23 protein-coding genes and 1 tRNA gene are annotated in these 24,179 nt (G+C 34.2%); 10 read left to right on the forward strand and 14 right to left on the reverse strand.

Annotation, left to right across the window (positions count from 1 at the left end):
- Positions 1-199: 199 nt before the first annotated feature.
- From DOS84_RS13605 to DOS84_RS13620, 4 genes are all read right to left on the reverse strand, one after another.
- The gene (locus DOS84_RS13605; protein WP_111410669.1) at positions 200-1,705 is read right to left on the reverse strand and encodes a PAS domain-containing sensor histidine kinase; all 1,506 of its coding nucleotides are present in this window, start codon (positions 1,703-1,705) and stop codon (positions 200-202) included.
- A gap of 84 nt (positions 1,706-1,789) precedes the next feature.
- On the reverse strand, positions 1,790-2,686 hold the full coding sequence (locus DOS84_RS13610; protein ID WP_111410670.1) for a site-specific tyrosine recombinase: 897 nt from the start codon (positions 2,684-2,686) through the stop codon (positions 1,790-1,792).
- Positions 2,687-2,765: 79 nt separating this feature from the next.
- The gene (locus DOS84_RS13615) at positions 2,766-3,311 is read right to left on the reverse strand and encodes a porin family protein (RefSeq protein ID WP_111410671.1); all 546 of its coding nucleotides are present in this window, start codon (positions 3,309-3,311) and stop codon (positions 2,766-2,768) included.
- Positions 3,312-3,614: 303 nt separating this feature from the next.
- Positions 3,615-4,217, reverse strand: a complete 603-nt coding sequence (locus DOS84_RS13620) for an outer membrane beta-barrel protein (RefSeq protein WP_111410672.1) — start codon at positions 4,215-4,217, stop codon at positions 3,615-3,617.
- A 311-nt stretch (positions 4,218-4,528) separates the two neighbouring features.
- Between DOS84_RS13620 and aroQ the strand changes: the two genes are divergently transcribed.
- Entirely contained in the window at positions 4,529-4,942 is a 414-nt protein-coding gene (gene aroQ, locus DOS84_RS13625; RefSeq protein ID WP_111410673.1) for a type II 3-dehydroquinate dehydratase, read from the forward strand.
- A gap of 88 nt (positions 4,943-5,030) precedes the next feature.
- A complete protein-coding gene (locus tag DOS84_RS13630) occupies positions 5,031-7,496 on the forward strand; it encodes a DUF5686 and carboxypeptidase regulatory-like domain-containing protein (protein WP_111410764.1) in 2,466 nt (821 codons plus the stop codon).
- Between the two features lie 236 nt (positions 7,497-7,732).
- Here the strand turns inward: DOS84_RS13630 and DOS84_RS13640 are convergent, their stop codons facing one another.
- From DOS84_RS13640 to DOS84_RS13655, 4 genes are all read right to left on the reverse strand, one after another.
- Positions 7,733-8,599, reverse strand: a complete 867-nt coding sequence (locus DOS84_RS13640; RefSeq protein ID WP_111410675.1) for a cation diffusion facilitator family transporter — start codon at positions 8,597-8,599, stop codon at positions 7,733-7,735.
- 90 nt (positions 8,600-8,689) lie between these two features.
- Positions 8,690-10,006: a UDP-N-acetylglucosamine 1-carboxyvinyltransferase gene (gene murA, locus DOS84_RS13645; RefSeq protein WP_111410676.1), complete on the reverse strand. Its 1,317-nt coding sequence runs from the start codon at positions 10,004-10,006 to the stop codon at positions 8,690-8,692.
- A gap of 94 nt (positions 10,007-10,100) precedes the next feature.
- Complete coding sequence (locus DOS84_RS13650) at positions 10,101-10,811, reverse strand: DUF4290 domain-containing protein (RefSeq protein ID WP_111410677.1); 711 nt, start codon at positions 10,809-10,811, stop codon at positions 10,101-10,103.
- A gap of 2 nt (positions 10,812-10,813) precedes the next feature.
- Positions 10,814-11,110, reverse strand: coding sequence for a DUF493 family protein (locus DOS84_RS13655; protein ID WP_111410678.1), 297 nt, complete (start codon positions 11,108-11,110; stop codon positions 10,814-10,816).
- A 366-nt stretch (positions 11,111-11,476) separates the two neighbouring features.
- On the opposite strand from DOS84_RS13655, the gene DOS84_RS13660 reads away from it, so the two are divergent.
- From DOS84_RS13660 to DOS84_RS13680, 5 genes are all read left to right on the forward strand, one after another.
- The gene (locus DOS84_RS13660) at positions 11,477-12,010 is read left to right on the forward strand and encodes an AAA family ATPase (protein WP_077375556.1); all 534 of its coding nucleotides are present in this window, start codon (positions 11,477-11,479) and stop codon (positions 12,008-12,010) included.
- 52 nt (positions 12,011-12,062) lie between these two features.
- On the forward strand, positions 12,063-13,958 hold the full coding sequence (locus tag DOS84_RS13665) for a RecQ family ATP-dependent DNA helicase (protein WP_111410679.1): 1,896 nt from the start codon (positions 12,063-12,065) through the stop codon (positions 13,956-13,958).
- The gene (gene fmt / locus DOS84_RS13670; RefSeq protein WP_111410680.1) at positions 13,958-14,905 is read left to right on the forward strand and encodes a methionyl-tRNA formyltransferase; all 948 of its coding nucleotides are present in this window, start codon (positions 13,958-13,960) and stop codon (positions 14,903-14,905) included. Before DOS84_RS13665 ends, fmt begins: the two co-directional genes overlap by 1 nt.
- Before the next feature lie 182 nt (positions 14,906-15,087).
- Complete coding sequence (locus DOS84_RS13675) at positions 15,088-15,360, forward strand: HU family DNA-binding protein (protein ID WP_077375548.1); 273 nt, start codon at positions 15,088-15,090, stop codon at positions 15,358-15,360.
- A gap of 127 nt (positions 15,361-15,487) precedes the next feature.
- The gene (locus tag DOS84_RS13680; protein ID WP_111410681.1) at positions 15,488-16,048 is read left to right on the forward strand and encodes a YqgE/AlgH family protein; all 561 of its coding nucleotides are present in this window, start codon (positions 15,488-15,490) and stop codon (positions 16,046-16,048) included.
- On the opposite strand, the gene DOS84_RS13685 is transcribed toward DOS84_RS13680, so the two are convergent.
- Both DOS84_RS13685 and DOS84_RS13690 read right to left on the reverse strand, forming a co-directional pair.
- The gene (locus tag DOS84_RS13685; protein WP_111410682.1) at positions 16,040-16,879 is read right to left on the reverse strand and encodes an aminotransferase class IV; all 840 of its coding nucleotides are present in this window, start codon (positions 16,877-16,879) and stop codon (positions 16,040-16,042) included. The two genes, DOS84_RS13680 and DOS84_RS13685, sit on opposite strands and share 9 nt — an antisense overlap.
- Positions 16,880-16,944: 65 nt before the next feature.
- Positions 16,945-17,337, reverse strand: a complete 393-nt coding sequence (locus DOS84_RS13690; protein ID WP_111410683.1) for an START-like domain-containing protein — start codon at positions 17,335-17,337, stop codon at positions 16,945-16,947.
- Positions 17,338-17,500: 163 nt separating this feature from the next.
- Here DOS84_RS13690 and DOS84_RS13695 point away from each other — a divergent pair.
- Positions 17,501-17,574: transfer RNA gene (locus tag DOS84_RS13695), tRNA-Met, on the forward strand.
- Between the two features lie 391 nt (positions 17,575-17,965).
- A complete protein-coding gene (locus tag DOS84_RS13700) occupies positions 17,966-18,223 on the forward strand; it encodes a hypothetical protein (protein ID WP_111410684.1) in 258 nt (85 codons plus the stop codon).
- A gap of 120 nt (positions 18,224-18,343) precedes the next feature.
- Here the strand turns inward: DOS84_RS13700 and DOS84_RS13705 are convergent, their stop codons facing one another.
- Positions 18,344-20,365 carry an OmpA family protein gene (locus DOS84_RS13705; RefSeq protein WP_111410685.1) on the reverse strand — a complete coding sequence of 674 codons (2,022 nt, stop codon included), beginning with the start codon at positions 20,363-20,365 and terminating at the stop codon, positions 18,344-18,346.
- Between the two features lie 78 nt (positions 20,366-20,443).
- Positions 20,444-22,207, reverse strand: a complete 1,764-nt coding sequence (locus DOS84_RS13710; RefSeq protein WP_111410686.1) for an Ig-like domain-containing protein — start codon at positions 22,205-22,207, stop codon at positions 20,444-20,446.
- Positions 22,208-22,673: 466 nt separating this feature from the next.
- Here DOS84_RS13710 and DOS84_RS13715 point away from each other — a divergent pair, with 466 nt between their 5' ends.
- Positions 22,674-23,366 carry a carboxylesterase family protein gene (locus DOS84_RS13715; RefSeq protein ID WP_111410687.1) on the forward strand — a complete coding sequence of 231 codons (693 nt, stop codon included), beginning with the start codon at positions 22,674-22,676 and terminating at the stop codon, positions 23,364-23,366.
- Positions 23,367-23,432: 66 nt separating this feature from the next.
- On the opposite strand, the gene DOS84_RS13720 is transcribed toward DOS84_RS13715, so the two are convergent.
- Positions 23,433-23,768, reverse strand: a complete 336-nt coding sequence (locus DOS84_RS13720; RefSeq protein WP_111410688.1) for a hypothetical protein — start codon at positions 23,766-23,768, stop codon at positions 23,433-23,435.
- Positions 23,769-23,782: 14 nt separating this feature from the next.
- Positions 23,783-24,076 (reverse strand): hypothetical protein, encoded by a 294-nt coding sequence (locus tag DOS84_RS13725; protein ID WP_111410689.1) that lies wholly within the window; start codon positions 24,074-24,076, stop codon positions 23,783-23,785.
- Positions 24,077-24,179: the final 103 nt, after the last annotated feature.

Consider the following 24,179-nt stretch of genomic DNA (forward strand, 5'->3'; position numbering starts at 1 on the left):
TTTGGATTTTTTTATTTTAGATACCTTTTCACAGTTGGATATTTGGAACGTTTTTCCAAAAATAGACTATGTCGGCTCTTTAGCCCTATTGCAAGTGGAATCCCATCTCATCTCGCCTTTTTAGACAAGACGAGATGAGATATAGCCAACAGCATTAACAATGTTGGTCGCCGAAACCTATTGTTTCGCTACTTATTTTTTATCCTTTTTTGAAATAAATTTTAAAAGTTGTTCCAAAACTTATCGTGCTTTCGACTTCGATTTTACCTCCCATATTTTCAATTTGATTTTTGGTAAGATATAACCCAACTCCCCTCGCGTCGTTGTTCCTGTGGAATGTTTTATACAATCCAAAAATCGCATCTTTATGCTTTTCGATATCAATCCCCAATCCATTGTCTTTTACATTCAGAACAACAAAATCATCATTGACATCGGTTGTAAAAATGATTTTTGACTGATCTTTAGTAGGATCCGAATATTTAATGGCATTGGTAATCAAGTTTAGCATTATACTTTCCAAGTAAGATGGTACACAAAAAACATCGACTGTATTGGGGACATAATTCAAAACTTGAATACCTTTAAGCTTGATTGCTTCCTGCAAAACATCCAAAACTTTATCAATGAAGCCGCTAACCTTTAAAGTTTGCATATTACTTTCCTTTTCGGTATAAATACTCACCAAATCATTTAAATTTTCGATTGTGGAAAACAATTCGTCCGAAACGATCTGAATATTACTAAATGCATCTTTATTCGAAAGAAGCCCTTCTTGATGCAAATCCAATAATGATTTTATATTCCCGCTATGAGTTCGTAAATTATGGGAAACTATATGTGCAAAATTTAGCAGTTTATTATTTTGCATATTTACAATTTCGAGCATTTTGGCCAGTTCAATTTCTTTTTCTTTTTGCGCAGATATGTCGGTATGTGTACCTACGATTCGCAATGGCTTGTCATCGTCATCTCTTTCTATGACTTTTCCCCTATCCAAAATCCATTTGTATTTCCCATTGCAGAGAACGCGGTGACAGGTTTCATAAAATGGGATTTTATTATTAAAATGCAGATCTATGTTTCCATAATATTCTTCTCTGTCGTCTGGATGTACTCTTTCGTCCCATTCTTCGGGAGCAGCAACTAAATCTGATTCTGTCAGTTCCAAAATTTTCATTGACTCTGAGGAATAATAGACTTTATTGGTAATCAAATCCCAATCCCAAACTCCCCTATCCGATGCTTGTACAGCAAAATGATACCTCTCATCGGCTACCTTTAATCGGATTTCCTGTTCTTTTACAACCGTTACGTCTGAAATCAACCCGTAAAAAACCACCTCATCATTATCATTTTTCTTGGGTGTGGCATCAATACGAATCCATTTATAGCCACTTTCTGGCATTAGCAGTCTGAAATCAATTTCCCATTTTTCGTTGCTTGTAATAGCCTTTTCGTAAGAATCCAAAAAAAACTTTAAATCCGGTTCATAAATTTTATAATTCGATAATTTGTATGAGTCTTCCAGAAATTCATTTATGGAAAATTCGTTTAAAAACTCAATGGGTTTACTCAAAAAATCGACAGCAATCTGTTTTTGCGAATTCACCCTTATCTGAAAAATAATATTCGGGAGCTGCTTAATTAAACTTTCGTATAATTTATTTAAGTCTTCTGGGTTTTTATTGGCTGTAAAAATCATAACTTATGATACTTCATTGATGTACCAACAAAAATATCGAATCCAAAACAGATATTAACATAAATATTATATTTAATATAAAAATTACTTCCTAGGATGATAAGCGTTCATTACTTCTGTTAAAAATTTTCTATCCAAATGAACATAAATTTCTGTAGTAGTAATGGATTCGTGACCAAGCATCAATTGAATCGAACGCAAATCGGCACCATTTTCCAACAAATGCGTGGCAAAAGAATGCCTGAAAGTATGCGGACTTATTTTTTTATTCAGATTTATTTTTACTGCCAAGTCCTTGATAATAGTAAAAATCATAGCCCGCGTCAATTGTCGCCCTCTACGGTTCAAAAATAAAGTGTCTTCAAAACCTTTTTGAATATTCAAATGAACGCGCATTTCATTTCTATAAATTCCAATGTATTTTTGGGTCAAATCCCCAACTGGGACAAAACGCTGTTTATTGCCTTTTCCGGTAATTTTGATAAATCCTTCCTCAAAAAACAAATCGGATATTTTTAAGGCAACCAATTCGGAAACCCGAAGTCCGCAACCGTATAAAGTTTCCAGCAAAGCCCTATTGCGTTCCCCTTCATTTGAGCTCAAATCAATTGCCGAGATAATAGCATCAATTTCCTCAACTGCCAAAGTATCGGGCAATTTCCGCCCTGTTCTTGGGGATTCAATCAATTCCAAAGGATTGTCATTTCTAAAATCTTCAAAAATTAAATAAGAAAAAAAGCTTTTGAGACCCGAAATTATTCTGGCCTGAGATCTGGGATTTACTTCTTTGGAAATAGCATAAATAAATTGTTGCACCGTTTCCTCATCAATCGCTATTGGAGAAACCTGAATTGAATTTTGACTTAAAAACAAACACAAGCGCTCAATATCAAAAGAATAATTATCAATGGTATTTTTTGATAAACCTCTTTCAATCTTAAGATAGGACTGATAACTCTTTAGATACGATTCCCAATTCATGATGACAAAGTAAAGAATTTTTGGCGCATAAAAAAGCCTCCCGACTTGAGAGGCTTAATTTTAATTCCTAATAAGAATATTAGAATTTATATGCTAAAGAAACTGAGAAAACTCCGTTTTTAATAGAAGAACTATCACCTGGAAAATCAGACACATTAGACAAACCAATATTGTATCTTAATCCAGCAGATAAATTTTCAGTAAAATCGTATCCTGCTCCTAAATTAAGACCAAAATCAGTTGAACTCGCAAAATCTTTAAAATCTTCTCCATCCTCTTTTGCTGACAATAAAAATCCGATTTGTGGACCCGCCTCTAAACTAAAAGATTTAGCTACATAAAATTTAGCCATAACAGGAATGTTCAAATAATTCAATTTTGAATCAAATCCATCAAATGACGCCCCTTGAGTAGAAAACATTAACTCCGGTTGAACAGCAAATTTTTCAGAAACTTTAATTTCAGCAAAACCACCAACTTGAAAACCAACTAATGAAGATGCATCTTCAACATCTCCAGTAAGAGTAGCAACATTCAATGCAGCTTTTACTCCAAATTTAACACCTTGTGCATTTGTAAATCCAAACGCTAAAACAGCAATTGCTGATAAAAGAATTTTTTTCATTTTTTTTAAATTATGATAGTTATTTTGGCAAATATATTATTATTATTATTTTCTCTTTAATAAAAAAATAACAGTATTTTTCATATTTATTTTAACAACCAAACTAACCTTTTGACAATCAACAATATTGTATTTTACTGCAATGAAATAAAAAATTAATAATGATTATAGTAATAAAAGTTAATTAATGCCTACATAATTTAAAAACCTCATCTTTTTAAAATTGAGTCAATTACTAGATAAAAAAAATAATATAAAAAAACCTCCCGAACTGAGAGGCTTTGATAAATTGGAATACTCAAACTACCATTTGTATAACAGTCCAAATTTGGGCTGAGCAAAGACATTGTTGAATAAATTCACATTAATCACTAAGTCACTAGTACTTGAACCATTTTGAGGGTTTGCATTATTATAGCTTAAAATTTCAGCTAATGTAAATGTTGCAGCCCATTTTGGAGTGAAAAAATAATTTATTCCCAAATCAATATTGGCTTTAATCCCATTATTCATATTAGTAGTACCATTCATGTACTCTAATTTTGTATGGTTGTAACCTAATCCGGCTTCTCCAAATGCCTTGAAATTCCCTAGATTCAAGAAATAATATCTTGCAAATACTCCAATTCCATATGAATTTGATTTGTCAAGATTATTACTGTTAGGCAAATAAGACACTGATGAGATATTAAAATCAGCACCTACAGCCCATTTTTCATCCAAAAAATAACCAAATTTAGGTGTTAACGCAAAATAATCGTCACTACTGTCTCCAGTTGTCAAAGTAATTCCGCCTTCAAGCCACATATCTCCTTTTGAAAAAGTAGCCTTAGTCATTCCCGATTCTTGAGCATTTGCAAAACTAAAAGCAAAAACTGCCACTAATAATAAGATAATTTTTTTCATTTTTTTTGTTTTGTTTGTTAATACGAAAGTAAATGTACGAAATACCAACCAATAATTATAAAATAAATCCTAATTTAATGTTAAGGAAAAATCAAAAAATCTTGTTAATTGAAATTCATAAAAAACACAAGAAATTAAACAAGAGCACTTTACAGCAAAACAAAAAGAACAAATGACCCAAGATAATTAAAAAAGAGACTTTTTCTTAACAAAAATACTGTAATCCGTTTAATTTTAAAAAACAATGTTTTTTTGATAAAAAGTGCATCTTTAATCTATAGGGATTATTTATTTTTACAAAAACAAAATTCATGAAAATAGCCATCCTTAATGGTCCAAATTTAAATTTACTAGGAAAAAGAGAACCTGAAGTTTATGGAACCCAAACTTTCGAAGATTATTTCGAACTTTTAAAAAATAAGTTTCCCCAAATAGAATTGATCTACTACCAAAGCAATATCGAAGGAGAATTAATTGGTAAAATACAGGAATTAGGCTTTAATTATGATGGTATCATACTTAATGCTGGAGCTTATACACATACTTCCATAGGAATTGGTGATGCTATCAAAGCTGTAACAACTCCAGTAATCGAAGTCCATATTTCAAATACTTATTCTCGTGAAAGTTTCAGACATCAATCCTATATTTCAGGAAATGCAAAAGGTGTAATTCTTGGTTTTGGTTTAAAAAGTTATGATTTGGCAATTCAGTCATTTTTATAATGTTTTTTTAACAAATCTTTACAATAAAGCCCCTCTATTTACATGTAACAATCTTACAAAAAAGCGTCCAACATTAAAAATACAATTTATGAAAAATGCTTTTTTGTTCTTTTTTTTAGTTAATGGCCTTTTTAGTTTTGCCCAAATTAAAGGCAAAATAACCGATGAAAAAGGAAATCCTTTGCCATCAGTTACCATTTATGAAGACAACACCTATAATGGAACCACTTCCAACGAGCAAGGATCTTATGAATTAAGCACAAAAAAGCCAGGAAAACACACAATTGTATTTCAATTTTTAGGATTCAAAACTCAAAAACTAGCTTTAGACATCACCTCTTTTCCTTATAATTTGGATGTAAAATTAACCGAGGAAAGTTTTACTTTAAACGAAGTTGTCATCAATCCTAAAGACAATCCTGCGAATCAAATAATAAAAAATGCCATTGCCAATAAAAAAGTAAACATTGAAAAAACAGCTAAATACAAGGCCGATTTTTATTCTAGAGGTATTTTCCGAATTAAAGATGCGCCGAAAAAGATTCTAGGAAAGAAATTAGACATGTTTGATGAAGTTCTGGATTCTACTCGCAGCGGTATACTCTATTTATCGGAAACCGTTTCTAAAATCACTTTTCAGAAACCGGACAAAATGAAAGAGACCATCATTGCATCCAAAGTAAGTGGCAACGATAGTGGTTTCAGTTTTAACAATGCTGCATCGGCCAATTTTGATTTTTATGATAATTATTTGCCATTTGATGTAAATGTTGTTTCCCCAATTGCAGACAATGCTTTTAACTATTATAAATACAAATTGGAAGGTTCTTTTTACAACGAAAACAACCAACAAATCAATAAAATAAAAGTCACTCCAAAAAGAGAATCCGAACCCGTCATGGAAGGCTACATTTATATTGTAGATGACAGTTGGGCAATATATGCAGTTGATGTTAACATTAAAGGTGAACAAATGCAAAATCCCGCATTGAACTTATTGACTTTAAAACAGAACTTCAGTTACAATTCAGAATCCAAAATTTGGGTAAAAAATACTCAAACCATCGATTTCATCTTTGGAATATTAAGTATTAACGTTTCGGGAAAATTTACTTATGTCTTTTCTAATTTTGAATTTGATCCAACATTCACAAAAAAAACCTTCACAAAAGAAGTACTGACTTTTGAAGAAAATGCAAACAAGAAAGGAGATGAGTATTGGAATACTATTCGTCCAATCCCTTTAACTATTGAAGAAAGTACCGATTACACCAAGAAAGATATTTTGCAGACCAAAAAGAAATCACAGGTATACCTCGATTCTATTGACAAAAAGAATAATAAATTCCACCTTTTAGATCCAATTACTGGCTATACTTATAAAAATTCCTTTCAAAAATGGTCTGCAAACTATGCAGGAATACTAACAGGTATTAATTTCAACACGGTTCAAGGATGGAAAATTGCTACTGGATTGTTCTACACAAAAAACGATCGTGAAAACGGGAAATACACTCGATTTGGAGCTGATTTTGATTATGGTTTCTCCGAAGACAAATTTAGGTCAACGGGAAACTTTATCCATAAATTCAATAATACGAACAAAAGTGAAATTCAAATTTCAGGCGGAAATCGTGTAGCCCAGTTCAATGAAGAAAAGCCTATAAAAGAACTATTAAACTCAGTTACTACTTTGTTTTTTGAAGAAAACTTCATGAAGATTTATGAAAATAATTTTATCTCATTTTTATATCAACGAGAAGTAACTAATGGGATTTTCATGAAAGCTAAGGTCGATTATCTTGAAAACAAACCATTATCAAATACCACAGACCAAACCTTTTTCCCAAAAGAAAAAAATTACACTTCCAATAATCCTTGGGCACCGAAAGACTATACAACTCCTGCATTCGAGAAATACAATTTGATAAAAGCCAAATTGGAAGCCAGAATTAATTTTGATCAAAATTACATCACACGTCCAGACGGAAAATATAATTTTTCAAACGGCAATTATCCGATACTTACATTAGGTTATGAAAAAGGATTCGCCGGGAGCGAAAAAAATTATGAATTTGACCATCTAAAAGCCAAGATTGAATATGATGCAAAACTAGGAAACAAAGGAATTTTATCGTTGAATGCCAAAGGAGGCAAATTCTTTAACGCCGATCAAATTTCATTTGTGGACTACAAACATTTCAATGGAAATCAAACCTATATTGGGTTCTCCGAAAGTTATTTGAATGTATTTAATTTGATGCCTTATTACACCAACAGCACCAATGATAGTTATTTTGAACTGCACACAGAACACAACGACAAAGGCTATATCATGAATAAAATTCCGTTGTTGAATCTACTAAAATCAAACTTGGTTTTAGGCTATCATTTGCTGTCGATACCAAATAGAAACCCTTATGCCGAATACAGCGTAGGTTTGGACAACCTCGGTTTTGGAAAATTCAAAATGTTCAGATTGGATTATGTTCGTTCCTATCAAAATGGATTTCAAAAAGACGGTGTAATTGTTGGAATTAAATTTTTGAATTAGATTAAAATCGCTTAGTTCATATGGGCGTTACCCTTCGTAAAACTACGGGTCGGGCTTTACGTTCCCGCTTTTTTTTGAATTGCACCGCCTTTAAAGGCGGTGCAATTCAAAAAAAGAGCTCCACTTTAATCCCTCACGCGAGAAAATGCAAACCAATAAAATTAGTCCAAACTACAGCAATAAAAAAAACCAATACTTTTTAAATCGTATTGGTTTTACTTTTTTACAATCATTTTCTAATCTGGCTCAATATGAATCAAGACATGACCCAATTCCGGTATCTTTTCCCGCAGTGTGTCTTTCAATAAATGTGACAAATCGTGTCCTTCTTTTACCGTAATTGAACCTTTTACTCTAGCATGAAGATCAACATGATACTTCATTCCCGCTTTTCTGATAAAACACTTTTCGGTATCGATAATTCCATCCACTTGATGAGAAACTTCTCTGATTTCCTCAACCAAATCATCATACAAATGTTCATCCATGATTTCACCAAGTGCTGGTCTAAAAATCAGGTAACTATTATACAAAATGAAAACCGAGGCAAACAAGGCAGCCCAATCATCGGCTGCTTCATATCCTTTTCCCATAAACAATGCAATCGAAATTCCAATAAATGCGGCAACCGAAGTTAAAGCATCGCTTCTGTGATGCCAAGCATCGGCTTTGAGAGAAGAACTATTGGTTTCTTTACTTCTTTTCATCACCAATCGAAACGAATACTCTTTCCAAAGAATGATGGCGCCAAGTACATAAAGAGTCCAAGATTTTGGCAATTCGTGGGGAGTTTGAATATTTATAATACTCTCATAGCCTATAATAGTAGCCGATGTAATCAAAAAACCAACTACCAAAAAGGTAATCAATGGCTCGGCTCTACCGTGCCCATAGGGATGATTGTCATCTGCCGGTCTATTGGAATATTTTATCCCAAATAAGACCAAAAGAGAAGCAAAAATATCTGTTGTAGATTCTATCGCATCAGCAACTAAGGCATATGAATTCCCGAAAAAGCCAGCCAACCCTTTTATAAGAGCGAGGGAAGTGTTCCCGATTATACTAAAATAGGTCGCCTTTATGGCCTTCTCCTCATTAGACATATTTCACTTTTTTGTGCTAAAAAACGCTTAAAGAAATTATTTTCGAGTGAAAATTAAATTTATTTAAGCGTTTTTAAAATTGTTATTTTCTTATTGTTTTTCTCGGACTATTTTTGCTCCTATGGCTCTTAAACGCTCATCTATGCGCTCATATCCTCTATCAATTTGCTCAATATTTTGGATTGTGCTGGTCCCTTTGGCAGATAATGCCGCAATCAATAATGAGATTCCCGCACGAATATCAGGAGAGGACATTGTTGTTGCTTTTAGAACAGATTTAAAATCATGACCTATTACTACCGCTCTATGTGGGTCACACAGCATGATTTTGGCTCCCATATCAATCAATTTGTCGACAAAAAACAAACGGCTTTCAAACATTTTTTGGTGAATCAAAACATCACCTTTGGCTTGTGTAGCCACTACCAATACAATACTCAACAAATCGGGTGTAAATCCTGGCCAAGGTGCATCGGCAATGGTAAGGATGGAACCGTCAATATCAGTTTTTACTTCGTAACCATCTTTGTGTTCCGGGATATAAATATCATCTCCGCGTTTTTCCAATGTAATTCCTAATTTTCTGAATACATTTGGAATCACTCCTAGATTCTCCCAGCTTACATCTTTGATTGTAATTTCGCTTCTTGTCATAGCCGCAAGACCAATCCAAGAACCTATTTCAATCATATCCGGTAAAATTCTGTGAGTACAGCCGCCCAGTTTTTCAACTCCTTCGATAGTCAACAAATTCGATCCTACTCCGGTAATCTTAGCTCCCATAGAGTTCAACATTTTGCAAAGTTGTTGCAAATAAGGCTCACAGGCAGCATTATAGACAGTTGTTTTTCCTTTGGCCAAAACAGCAGCCATAACAATATTGGCAGTTCCTGTTACAGATGCTTCATCCAATAACATATCGGCACCGACAAGTCCGTCTGGAGCTTCCACTCCATAAAAATGATCTTCTCTGTTGTATCTGAACTTGGCACCTAAATTGATGAATCCTTCAAAGTGAGTATCCAATCTACGGCGTCCAATTTTGTCACCACCTGGTTTCGGGATATAACCTTTTCCAAAACGTGCCAAAAGTGGTCCAACAATCATAATAGAACCACGAAGAGATCCTCCTTCTTTCTTGAAAGCCTCAGTTTCTAGATATTCAACATTTACCTCATCGGATTGAAAAGTATAAGAACCATGTCCTAGTTTCTCAACTTTAACTCCCAAATTCCCTAAAAGTTTTATCAATTTGTTAATATCGATAATATCTGGAATATTGTTGATTGTTATTTTTTCCGGCGTTAAAAGTACAGCACACAAAATTTGCAATGCTTCGTTTTTCGCTCCTTGCGGTATTACTTCCCCTTTTAGATGAACTCCTCCTTCTATTTTGAAAACTTCCATGTATTTATTTTTAGATTCTAAGATTCTGAGAAACTGAGATTCTAAGTCTTTTAAACTTTTCAGCTTAGTTTCTTAGTCTCTTAGTAACTTTTTTTTATTTATTTTTCTGAAACGGTTTTGGTTTCCCCGTTTTATTATTCTTGTTGCTTTGAATTTTTGGTTGTCCAGCTGGACCAATTTTATTAGAAACCCTTTTATTGGTTCTTAGTAAATCGGTAGTGTTTAATAATTCCTCTGAACTTTGCAGCAAATTAAGTTTCCCGTCTGATAATTCATAAAGATGCTCAAAAATCACGTCATCTTTTACGGTATCTTTATTCCAACTTAAATAGGACTTTTTCATATGATTGGCAATTACTTTGACCAATGCGCTTTTCATTTCTCCTTCTTCCCATTTGTTGGCAACATCAATCATGTATTTGATGTTATTACCATAATACCTGTATTTTGGGTAGTTTTGAGGGTATTTTAAAACATCGGGTTTGAGTTGCAACACTTCCCTTGACGGAATTGGATAAGGTGAATCGGCTACTAACTTAAAATCAGACATTATAAAAAGCTGATCCCAAAGTTTGTGCTGAAAATCGGGTACGTCTCTCAAGTGAGGATTCAAACTTCCCATTACCTGAATGATATATTTTGCTGCTTTGTTTCGCTCTGCATCATCTTTAATAATAGTAGCCTGTTCGATCAATTTTTGCAAATGACGACCATATTCCGGAATGATTAAATGCTCTCTTTCGGAATTGTATTCCAAATTGAAAACAACATCGTTCGCGTTTTCTTTTTTATATTTTTCGATCATAATTATAAGGAAACTATACCTTCTATTGTGGATAATTCTTGGTACTTGTCAATTATTTCTTGCGAATCCTTAACCATCAAATCCACCGAAATACTGGTAAATTTCCCTGTTCTGGATTTTGTTGTTTTGATTACTGCCCCCATGCAATTGAATGCATCTTCTACTTTCAGGATATTTTCCTCGGTTGTGGGAACTATAAATTTAAACAAATATTCTGCAGGCCAAGAATTACTTAGATCTAACTCAGCCTTCAGTCTTTCATAAAACTCTGCAGTCTCTTTTTCTTTATCGTTGTCCATTCTTAAATTAAAAATAAAGGCAAATATACGTTTTAGATTTTAGATTTTAGATTTTAGATTTAGGAATTATAAGTATCGTTTTAAGATTTTCAAAATAAGAAGTGCCATTCTAATATTTTTCCTTTATTTTGAGATAAATTTCAATCAAAATTATGTTTACAAAAACACACTATGCAGCTCCTTTAGCCCTGATGGAAACGGCATCTCATCACGGTTTTTCAAGGGGATGAAATATAGCGGACAGCAGGAACCATTTTTCCTAAAAAAGCCACATCTTTCGCTTCTTTACTTTCTTCTATAATTAGCAATCAATAAACTTTTTAATTTCCAATAAGTTTGAGTATTTTTGCCGCTTAATTACAGAAAGTGCAGAAAGAAATTATTGTTATCATTGGTGGTCCTGGTACTGGGAAAAGTTCTATTATTAAAAGTCTGGAAACGAAAGGTTATTGCTGTTATCCTGAAATTTCTCGTGAAGTTACACTTGAAGCCCAAAAAAGAGGTATTGAACAACTGTTTCTTGAGGATCCTTTATTGTTTAGCCAAATGTTGCTTGATGGCCGAATAAAGCAATTTAACAATGCTCAAAATGAACCTCACAAATGGGTATTTATTGACCGTGGAATTCCTGATGTTGTAGCTTACCTAGACTACATTGGTGATGATTATCCTGAGCATTTTGATAATGCTTGCCGTGAAAATATGTATACCAAAATTTTCATGCTTCCGCCTTGGGAAGAAATTTACGAAAGCGACAGTGAGCGCTATGAAAACTTCGAGCAAGCAAAAACCATCTACAAACACCTTACTAAAACTTACACAGATTATGGATATAATCTAATTGAAGTGCCAAAAGATAGTGTAGATAACAGAATTCTTTTTATATTAGATAAAATTTAGCAATTTATTGAAAATCAAGATTGTAAATTATTAAAAATCTAAACTAAAAATAATGCCAGAAGCATTAGCAATTCTTCAAAAATATTGGCAACATACTACCTTTAGATCGCTACAAAAAGAAATTATTGATTCTGTTTTGAGTGGTGAAGATACTTTTGCTTTAATGCCAACGGGTGGCGGAAAATCGATTTGCTTTCAGGTACCAGGTATGATGAATGAAGGAATCTGCTTGGTTATTTCTCCGCTGGTTGCTTTGATGAAAGATCAAGTTGCCAATTTACAAAACCGTGGTATAAAGGCCATTGCTTTGACAGGAGGCATACGGTCTGAAGAAATGATTGACTTGCTGGACAATTGCCAGTTTGGAAATTATAAATTTCTGTACGTATCTCCGGAGCGTTTGCAATCGGATTGGATTTTGGAACGTATAAAAAATCTTCCCATAAACTTGATAACAATTGACGAAGCACATTGTGTTTCGCAATGGGGACACGATTTTCGCCCTGCCTATTTGAAGATTTCGGCATTGAAAACCTATTTTCCAAAAGTTCCATTTTTGGCTTTGACCGCTACTGCGACTCCCAGAGTAAAAGAGGATATCATTACTGAACTGGGAATGCACAATCCTCAACAGTTCGAGAAATCTTTTGCCAGAAAGAATATTGCCTACATGGTTTTTGAAGTGGAAGACAAACTTTTTCGAATACAACAAATTCTTAAAAAAAATCCTCAGCCTTCCATAATATATGTTCGAAACCGAAAAGCGTGTTTGGACATTTCGGCTCAATTACAAACATTAGGATTTAAAGCCACCTATTACCATGGAGGCCTTACCTCTAGAGAAAAAGACAAAAACATGCAACTTTGGATGGAAGAAAAAGCGCAGGTTATTGTTGCCACAAATGCTTTTGGAATGGGAATTGATAAGCCTAACGTTAAAACCGTTATTCATATTCAGTTACCGGAAAATATTGAGAATTACTATCAGGAAGCAGGACGTGCCGGAAGAAACGGCGAAAAAGCATATGCCGTTTTATTGACCAGTCCAACGGATATTATCCAAACCGAAAATCAATTCATAAACGTTTTGCCCGACAAAGCTTTTTTGAACACCATGTATGTGAAACTCTGCAATTATTTCCGCATAGCCTATGGAGAAGGGATAAACGAGGAATTCTCTTTTAATTTGCATCATTTTTGTTTAAAATACGGATTCCCAACACAAAAAACATTCAATGCAATGCGCTTTTTGGACGGACAGGGCGTTCTGACTTTGTCTCAGGAATTTTCGGAAAAAATCACATTGCAATTTTTAATTCCATCCAAAGAAGTCATTCGTTATACCAGTTTAAATCCCAATGACGAAGAAATCATTTTGACTATTCTACGAACTTATCCTGGAGTCTATGAAATGCAGACCTCTTTCAATTTACCAATGATTGCCAAGAAATCCCATCATTCCGAAGCCGAAGTACTAGCAGTATTGCACAAACTAAAAGATAAAGAAATTATAGCGTATCATTCGAAAAACAATGATGCAACTTTAATTTTCAATGAAATTCGGGAAGACGAAAGAACAATCAATAAAGTTTCTAAATATTTAGCAAGACAAAACGAACTAAAAAAAGAACAACTGCAATCGGTACTGAATTATGTAAAGAAAAGGAATGTTTGCAAGAGCAAACTGATTTTGGACTATTTTGGAGAAAAAGCTACTTCCAATTGTGGTATTTGTTCCTACTGTATAACACTGACCAAACCTAAAAAAGATTACAATGCTCTTTCAAAAAAAATTATGACTTTATTACAAAGTGAAGATTTAAATTCAAGAGAAATTCAAGAGAAGACAAAAAATACTTCAGACGATGTTATCTTTGTATTACAACAATTACTGGAAGACGATTTTTTAATAATTCAAAAAAATAATAAATACACTTTAAAAGCCTAATGGAAAAATTAAGAATTATATTTATGGGAACTCCTGAATTTGCCGTTGGCATTCTTGATACCATACTTAAAAACAATTATGAAGTGGTTGGTGTAATCACGGCCGCTGACAAACCTGCAGGAAGAGGGCAAAAACTAAAATACTCGGCGGTAAAGGAATATGCACTGGAAAATAATTTAAACTTATTGCAGCCTACAAACTTAAAAGATGAGAACTTTCTTGAAGAATTAAGATCGCTAAACGCTAATCTACAAATCGTAGTTGCTTTTAGAATGTTGCCAAAAGCAGTATGGGAAATGCCATCACTAGGAACATTCAACCTACACGCTTCCTTGCTTCCTAATTATAGAGGAGCAGCACCAATTAACTGGGCAATTATCAATGGGGAAACCAAAACCGGGGTTACTACTTTTTTCATCGATGACAAAATCGACACCGGAGAGATGATTTTAAGCGCAGAAACAGCAATCCACGACACCGAAAATGCCGGACAATTACACGATAGGTTAATGCATTTAGGATGTGATACTGTAATAGACACTTTGAAAGTAATTGAAAGTGGAAATGCAACAACTACAACTCAGAGTGATTCTTCAGATATCAAAACGGCATACAAACTAAATAAAGAAAATTGCAAAATTGATTGGTCAAAATCGATTACAGAAATTTACAATTTGATTCGAGGCTTAAGTCCATACCCAGCCGCTTGGTGTTTTTTTGGCGACAAAGGCGAAGAATGGAATGTAAAAATCTATGAAGCCAAAACCATTATAGAAGAACACAACCATACTATTGGCAGTTTAATTTGCACCAAAAAAGAGATGAAAGTTGCTGTAAAAGAAGGCTATATTCAAATAATATCCCTTCAATTTCCGGGAAAAAAGAAAATGACCGCTACAGAATTATTAAATGGTATCACTTTTTCAGAAAGTGCAAGAGCCTATTAATGCTAATAAAAACAGGAGTTAAGTGCTATTTTTTTCAGAATTTTAGCTTACTTTATGAACAAAGATTGTAAGTTATTAACAAAATACACTAAAAATGTATAAAACACTTGCAAAGACCGTATTTCCTGTTAATTTTGTTCTAATTAACAATTATTTTAACCAACAATTAACATCAAATTATTATGAACAAATCAGAATTAATCGACGCTATCGCTGCTGACGCAGGAATTACAAAAGCAGCTGCAAAATTGGCATTGGAATCATTTTTAGGAAATGTGGGCGGAACTTTGAAAAAAGGTGGTAAAGTATCTTTAGTTGGATTCGGATCATGGTCAGTATCTTCAAGAGCTGCAAGAGACGGAAGAAATCCTCAAACTGGTAAAACTATTCAAATCGCAGCAAAAAATGTTGTGAAATTCAAAGCTGGAGCTGATTTAGAGGGAGCAGTAAACTAATCATAGTTTATCTTATATAATTAAACCTTCCGATTGGAAGGTTTTTTTTTGCTTTTAAACGATTAAAATCGAAAAAATTTGGTTAATGAATTTAATTTTTCTTAAATTTAATTAAAAATATAGCCTTATGATTTCAGAAAAATTAAATAAAGGATATTTACTTATTGCCGAACCATCAATAATTGGAGACTTATCATTTAATCGATCAGTAATCCTCTTGGCAGATCATAATGAAGATGGCTCAGTAGGATTTATTATGAACAAACCTTTGAAATATACCATCAATGATTTGATTCCCGAAATAAATGCCAATTTCAAGATTTACAACGGTGGACCAGTTGAACAGGATAATCTTTATTTCATTCACAACATCCCTGACTTAATACCCAACAGTATAGAGATATCAAGTGGAATCTATTGGGGTGGTGATTTTGAATCGACTAAAGACCTCATCAATAAAGGGAAAATAAAAAAAGAAAACATACGCTTCTTTTTGGGATACACCGGATGGGAAGAACACCAACTTGAAAAAGAAATGGAAGCCAATTCTTGGATTATTACCAGAAATAATTACGAGAATAAAATAATCGGAAAATCAACTGCTCATTTCTGGAAAGAACAAATCATAGAATTGGGAGGTGAATATCTAATTTGGTCCAACGCTCCCGAAAATCCTTACCTAAACTAAGCTTAAATATTCATTCAGTTTTGCAACTAAAGTTTTAGAAACTTCGATAGAAAATTCTTTTTTTCTATATTTTGTAATTGGCTGCACACCTTTAATAACATTTGTCACAAACAACTCATCCGCTTTTTGAAGATCAAACGGCGAAATAATTTCCTCAACAACTTCAATCCCATTTATTTTTTTAGCCAATTCCAAAATTTGTTTTCTCATAACTCCATTCAAACAACCTTCGGAAACTGGGGGAGTGATTAACTTATTCCCTTTTAGCATAAAAATATTGCCCTGTAGCACCTCAACAACATTTTTTGTGTCATTTAATAGAATACAATTATCCAGCCCATTTTCATTAGCGTAAATACTTCCAGTCACGTTTATTAAACGGTTTGTCGTTTTAATTGAGGATAATAATTGCTTAGTGACGTAAAAATCCTTGTATAGATCTACTTCATATTCACCTTCACTTAGAAAATATGTCTTGTTTTCAAGCGTACTAGCTTGTATCAAAAAAGAAACAGTATTGTTTTGCGGTAAATAATACCCTCCATTATTTCTATAAACAGTAATTCTCGCTCTGGAAGAAGATGCTATATTGTTATTTTTAACCAAAGCAAGGATTTGCTCTTCTAGGTATTCCATCGTGAAATTCATTGGAATTTCCATTCGGACCACACGCATCGAAGACATCAACCTGAAGTAATGATCTTCTAAAAACAGAATTTTTCCATTTACAATTTTCACAGTCTCAAAAACTGCATCACCATATAAAAACCCTCTATTCTGTACTAATATATTTGTATCCTCAGACACTATTGCACCATTAAAATTTATCATACTATTTTTCAAAAAAAAGTCACGCTATAAAGCGTGACAAATATAAGTTATAATATACAATTCTACTACACTGAACCTATAACATGTTTTAGGTCTGAAATTTGATTTTCCCACAACTGAGTTGCCTCTTCAATCTCATCTTTTCGAGCAAAGTCAACCACCATTAAAGACACATCTTTAGTTAATTCATCAACCAAGATATTCAACTCAAAAAAATATTCTGTATCCTTATTGTTGTCGTCAACCCATTTAAATTTCACTTTCTCTCCTGATTTTTTGGAAGCCAACCTTGCTTTCTCTTGGGAATCATTCCAGATAAAAGTAAAAAACTCACCGCGAGAATTTACATTATCAGCAAACCATTCGGACAAGCCCGAAGGGGTCGAAATGTATTGGTACAACAATTGAGGAGAAGAATTTATGGGGAATTCGATTTCGTAACGCACTTTTAAGTCCATGAATTTTATCTAGTTTTGTCTAATAATTTGGAAATATATAGATTATTACTTCAAAAAAAAAGCGTTTTCAAAAAAAATTTTTTTTTGTTGTTTTTCGCTTGCAAACTCTAATTATTGTTTTATATTTGCACCCGCATTCAGGGATAGGATATATCCCAAATATGGCGAGGTAGCTCAGTTGGTTAGAGCGCAGGATTCATAACCCTGAGGTCACGGGTTCAACTCCCGTCTTCGCTACAGAAAACAAACCCTTAAACATCAATTGTTTAAGGGTTTTTTATTGCAATTGTATTTCATAAATATAGACTCTAAATCGCTCATATGAAGGATCTAGAGTGAGGAATTTCATAAATTGAGATGTGAAAATTAAACTAAAAAGATATAAATAAAATCGAGTTTTTCACTAATGTCATTAATTTTCTAATCTGGCAGAGCTCTTCGATCTAAACAATACTACTTTTTGGGCACCATTCATTGAATGCAGGAAAAGAATTTCAACATCCTTAATACAATTCTCCGATGATTTGTGCTTTCATCAAATCAAAAATAGTATTTTCGGCAAACAAAATAATAGAAAACGGAACTTGATAAGAAAACATCAAATACCTAAAAAGAGCAATGGAACAATATGGATATAGTCAAATTTAAAATCACGTCAAAAACGATAAAAGTAGAAGTTCGCAATTCGAATAATTATGTTTTTAATTTTAATACCGCTTTAGAAATTGAGGCATCCGATCGAGAGGTTTTATTAAGACTGTATAATGCGCTGGACCTTCTTTTCAAGAAAGAAAATGCCGGCGAAGTAAAAAATTACATTTCCCCAAATCAAACAAATATCCTTGACCAGATTAATGAAGTTGGGAATTTAGAGAAGGAGGAATAAAAATTTTGCTGTCACGGCTGTTTTTCGGGCCGAACCGAGCATTTTAAACAAAAAAAGACAGGAACTTAAATCCCTGTCTTTTTAAACTCTTAAAGAGTATCACCAACCAAATTTATTTTTTTATTTTGCAGCAGGAATAATATCAATTATCACCGTACGGTTATAAAAACGTTCTTCCGGAAGTTTATTTTCAAAAGGAGACGTACTCTCGTCTTCTCCAAAACCATGTACTTCGAATTTAACATCTCTTCTACCTGAATTCGATAATGCGTTTTCCATAATACCTTTTACTTCATTGGCTCTGTCCAAAGATAAATTCAAATTATAAGACTCTTCACCAATGATGTCCGTGTGACCATGAATAATGACAACACCGTTTTTAGGTATTTTAGGCGTAACAACCTCTCTCAAATATTTCTCATACATCGCAATTGCTTTTGATTTATTAAATTCAAAAATTATGCTATATCTAAGACCTTCTTCTGTTTTAGACGGTGTCCAAAGCACCATGTGAGTAGTCGTTACTTTTTCTTCAATTTTGCCACTTTTGGTTTTCCCGATCATTTTTACTTTATAATCCCCCTCAGCACGAGTTCCCATGATGCTTTTGCCAGGAATACTTACTTTTTCTTGAGTATAAGGACCAAAAGTTTTCATCTGTCCGTCTGGATCAATAGTTTCCAAAGACCATGACGAATACGCTTGTCCTGCGCCAGTTGCATCAATGGTAACATAACTGTCTATAGGCGCTTCTTGAACCGTGACAAACTCTAATGGTTTTAATGGAGCGTCTGGACCGCTTTGAAATTCCATCAATAATTCAGGTGAATTACTTTCGATGGAAACTCTGCGATCGCCCTCGCGAAGTAATTCCAATTCTTTTGTTCCTCCAGGTTGTTCAGATGGAATATTGGGTTTTAACTGTCCTCTAGTAGTTATTCTTGACCCTTTTATTTCAAATACATTAACTAAATATGTTTTTATAGATTCAGCCATCACGACACCATCTTCCGATCCTTTTTCTGAAGAACCAACAAGTGTAATAGTTGTTGATGGATTTTTCACCATTCGGTTCCCAAGAATATTGATTACATTATAATAAACCGTCATTTGTCGTACAGAACGTCCCGATGGATTCACAGAAGCCGTAACTCCTCCTATCTGATCTTCATTGAAGTCTTTTACATTCTCTTTTTGTAATAACTTGTAACGACTTGGTATTTTATTTGATTCAAGATCATAAAATACATAGTTACGTAAAGGGAATACCTCTCTTACGTTACGTTCTCCCGGAATATTCTTAGGCGCATATACCGAAAACTGAACTTGAGATGCTTCCACTTCTGCAGTTTCTGCTTTACTTCCCTGTCCAAATTTAAGGGCCATACCAACTCTAAGTGTGCTTAAACTCCAAGTCTCTGTTGAGCGGGGATGTTGTCCAAAATAAGGTTGAAAATTCACAAAAGGAGACAAAAGAAATTGTGTTTTATGTTTTTGTGAAGATAACGGAATATCAAACCCCGCTCCAACTTGCATAGAAATAAGCGTTTCGTCAACATTGTCAAAATCACCTCTTACCTCAGGTGATGCTTCTTGATTAGGATATGCCGGATTAATACCTAACTGATATTTAAATGATTTATCCACATTGAAAGCCAAACGTGGACCTCCATATATATAAAAATTAGATTTAAAAGGCGCAATACGAATGCTTGGCTCTACCGTAATATAACTTAATTCCGTAGATAAATCTGCGGGGCAATTACAAGAAGTCGTTTTCTGATCAAAGGAACCTTTTCTGCTGTCATATCCTGCCTGAAACATAAATCCCAATATTGTATTCGGTTTATAATATTCAATAACTGGTGCCAAATAAAGCCCTGCTCCTTCTCCATTATGAAAAGTAACCGGAGGAGTCAAACTCGAATTAAGCTGATGTGTCGAACCACGGTAAAAACTATAATTGGTTGCAGCTGCTACACCAAAGTACCAAGTAGGTTTTGTGTAATTAACCTCTTGCGCCTGTAGCTTTGTTTGAGCACTTAAGCACAACAAAGTCAATAAGAAAAGGGTGTTTAAGAGAAAGTTCTCTGAAATCCACGTTGTATATGATTCCGTTTTAAAACTAATTTTAGTTTTCATTTTTTGTCTATTTAGATATTATTATTTTATTGAGAAAAATCCCGTCCGAAAACGGGATACACTATTTAGCTATGCTATTTATGGGACATTAATGGTTGTATTTACCATGGTCACAGAAGAAACTAAGGATATTGCTCTTCCGTTGAGTACTGTTTGGGCTGCATTTCCGGAAGTAGAAAAAGTAACACCCGAGTTAGCAATAATAGTTCCAACCATAGTTCCGCCACCTGCACCGTTAATAGTTGCAGCACTACCTACATACCAAAACACATTATTAGCTAATCCGCCGTTTTTCATTATTACACTTTTAGCTCCCGTAGGACCTGCGATTCCAACTGTCAGACCTGCTGCCGTTTGAAAAATCCAAGTAGCATTTGGGTCACCTTGTGCATCAAGCGTCAGATTTCCGTTGCTGATTTTAAAAGTACCGCTTGCCGATTTGTAAACACCAGGAGCTAATGTTAATCCACCTAACTCACCCGCATTTGGGTCTGAACCACCTGGTTTTGAAGCTGGGGAAATACTTAAATACGCCGCATTTGCATCAAGCAATGCTTTTTGTGCAATTGCAAATGAAGTGGCTGTTCCCGGAGCTGGAGGTGCAGTAAATATATCACCTGTAACATTTCCAACATTGAGACCCGTTTCGGTATAAATGGCAACCCCATCATGAAATCCTGTAACCATTGATGAAGCGGCAGTTGTCCCTATACTTCCATTATTAATTACTGTGTTTAATCCTTCGTTTGTCATTCCGGCATTTCCACCAAAAGCTCCAAACATAGCAGCAGTACCAAGATCCACAACTATTGCCGCAGGAGGTGCCAGTATAGTCGTAAAATTCCAAACATAGTCACTAGCCAGTGGAGTTCCTACTACATTTTTGGCTCCATTCGTAATTGTTGCTGTATAAACTTTCCCTATTACCAAAGAATTTGTTGGGTTAAAAGAAGCTGTAGTACCTGAATAAGAAACCGTTCCTGGAATTGTTGTTGTCCCCTGTTTCAAAGTAAATGTCGTCCCATTGATTGTAGAGGCATCCATTATCGTACTAAAATTAGCGGTTACCGTTTGATTCAAGGCAACATCAATAGCATTATTAATAGGATCCGTTGCGGTTACAGTTGGTATAATATCCGTTGTAAAATTCCATACATAATCTGCGACCATTGCAGTATTCAGTGAATTTTTAGCACCAGTGGTTATCGTTACGGTATAGATTTTATTGGCTAATAAAGGATTTGTTGGAACAAAAGATACTGTTGTCCCTGTATAGGTTATTGCTCCCGCCACAACGTTAACTCCTTGATTTACTTTAAACGTTGTCGCGTTTAATGTCGATGGATCCATAGCCATATTGAATGTTGCCGAAATTGTTTTATTAAATGGCACAGCAATCGCATTATTAATAGGATCTGTTGTAATCACTATAGGTCTCAAAAGTGTCCCTGTTGAAAATGCCCATACATGCTCAACCTGCAAAAAATTACCCATTAAGTCTTTTGCTTTTGTGGCAATCCTTGCTGTATAAGTGGTGTTCTCCGCTAGCGGAAGTGTTGGCGTAAATGAGGCAGTATTACCTGTATAAGTAACCGTTCCCGCTATGGGTGCAGCTCCAACTACCGTAAATGATGTTGAAGTGATCGAACTTGGATCCATTTCCTCGTTGAATGTTGCAGTAATGATTTGTCCTAATGGAACATCTAGTGCATTACTCAGGGGGGTTGTTGATTCCACTATCGGACATACGCCAACGACTTCTTTAAAATCATCATTTTCGCAGCCGGTAATTAATGCAACACACAGTATTGCAAAAGTGAATAGTAAAATTTTAGCTTTCATTGTATTTTGTTTTAGGAATTAAATAATTTCATACAACAAAGGTGGTTCTACAATACTGCATAAATATTATACAATTCACACTAAGACTTGTATTATTCACACTATTTCACTTTTTAAAACCAAATAAATGATTTATCATTAATGATTTAAGGCAAGAGACTTTCTAGCGTTCATGCAATCTGCATTCGATTATAAAATGCTGGAGCAGGAAGATTTGCTTCGCCTGTTCGGCTTTCAGACTCGGGTAACGATTTTTGATTCCGGATTTGATGAAACTAAATAATAAGATTTTAGATTTCACGAGGTTTTGTTACATCTGAAATCAAAAATCGTTAATCAAAAATCAGAAATCATTTTATCATTTTATCATTTAATCCTTAACTTAATGACATTAGGCTAAAAAAAGTTGCCTCCTTTAATTATAAAAGGTATTTTGCGGACCCATTTCAAAACATTACCCCAATTCATGCGATTTTACATTTTACTTTACCTACTTACGCTTTGTGCCATTCCTACTGCACAAGCACAGCTAAAAGCCATCACAGACCAAACCGACTACCCTTTCTGGATCAATCTGCCCAGTCAGGAAGTGTTGGACAAAAAAGCGCCAATCATTTTATTTCTTCATGGAAAAAGCCTCTCCGGGACCAATTTGGACCGGGTAAAACGTTACGGCGTAATTCGAGCGATCGAAAGAGGAAAAGAAATTCCAGCAATAGTTATTGCGCCACAAGTAGCTCACGGTGCTTGGAATCCAGACAAGCTCTTAAAGCTTTTGGAATATGTCCAAAACAATTACAACACCGATTTATCGAGGGTTTATGTGTGCGGAATGAGTTTAGGCGGATACGGAACTTTTGATTTTGCGGGCAAATATCCCGACAAAATCACCGCAGCAGTTGCTATTTGCGGAGGCGGAAACACAAAAGATGCCTGCAACCTGGCAACAGTTCCTTTGTGGGTTATTCACGGAAACAAAGATTATATAGTTCCATTATCGGAATCCAGAAAAATGGTCAAAGCCATACAGACTTGCAAACCCGATGCTAATCTTACTTTTACCGTTGTTAAAGGAGGAAATCACGGCAGCGTTGAAAGCTATTTCAGAGAAGATCAAATTTACAACTGGATGTTAAGCCAAGCTAAGTTTATTCCATAAAAAAAGGCAACCGTATTTGGTTGCCTTATTAAATATACCTTAAAGATAAACAACTCGAAACAGCTGTTAACTGCCGTATTTTGTTTCCTCTTTAAGTTTTGAATGTATTTTTTCAATTTTCTTTATGTCACTTTTCCAAAGAACAAGACTAGATATTCCAATCTTTAGTAAACGTTCTTTTTCTACAGCCCTTGAGAGAGACCATTTTATCCAATATCTAGAAGCAAACTCCCAAAAAATCCATCCAATAGAGCAACTAATTATTACAAGTTCTGTGAAATTAAACTTTGTAAATTCTGATAGAAAATAAATTGAAGAAAAAATAACAATTAACACAGGTACGTTGACAATCAAAAGTCCTGATAATACAAGTTTTAAATTACTTAGCTGCGTGTTTTTCATTTAAGTTTCTTTTTTTACATATCCAGTCCAAAATATATTCCGCTAACAATTGTCACTAGCAAACCAGAGTATAAATAACTTTTGGCTTTTAATTTTTCTGTTAAAGTTTTGTATTTAAAAATTCCAAAAAGCAATGGCAATAAAGGTAGAATTATGAACACCACATTCTCAGTCAATATAGCTTTATCAGAACTTGCTCCAGCACCCGAACCAAAATAAAGAAAGAAAAATAAAATAAGCCCAAAACCTCCAACAACCACAAAAAGTGATTCAAGAATAATTAACAGAAAAAATAAGCGTAAGTTCATAATACTTTATTATTTTTTTAAGCATAATAGCTAACGGTTTAAGACTAAATTAAATCCATTATTCGGATTTGCAAAATCTTCCAAATACAAAACCAATTTCAAA

Source organism: Flavobacterium aquariorum (genome assembly GCF_003254745.1).
Taxonomy (GTDB): Bacteria; Bacteroidota; Bacteroidia; order Flavobacteriales; family Flavobacteriaceae; genus Flavobacterium; species Flavobacterium aquariorum.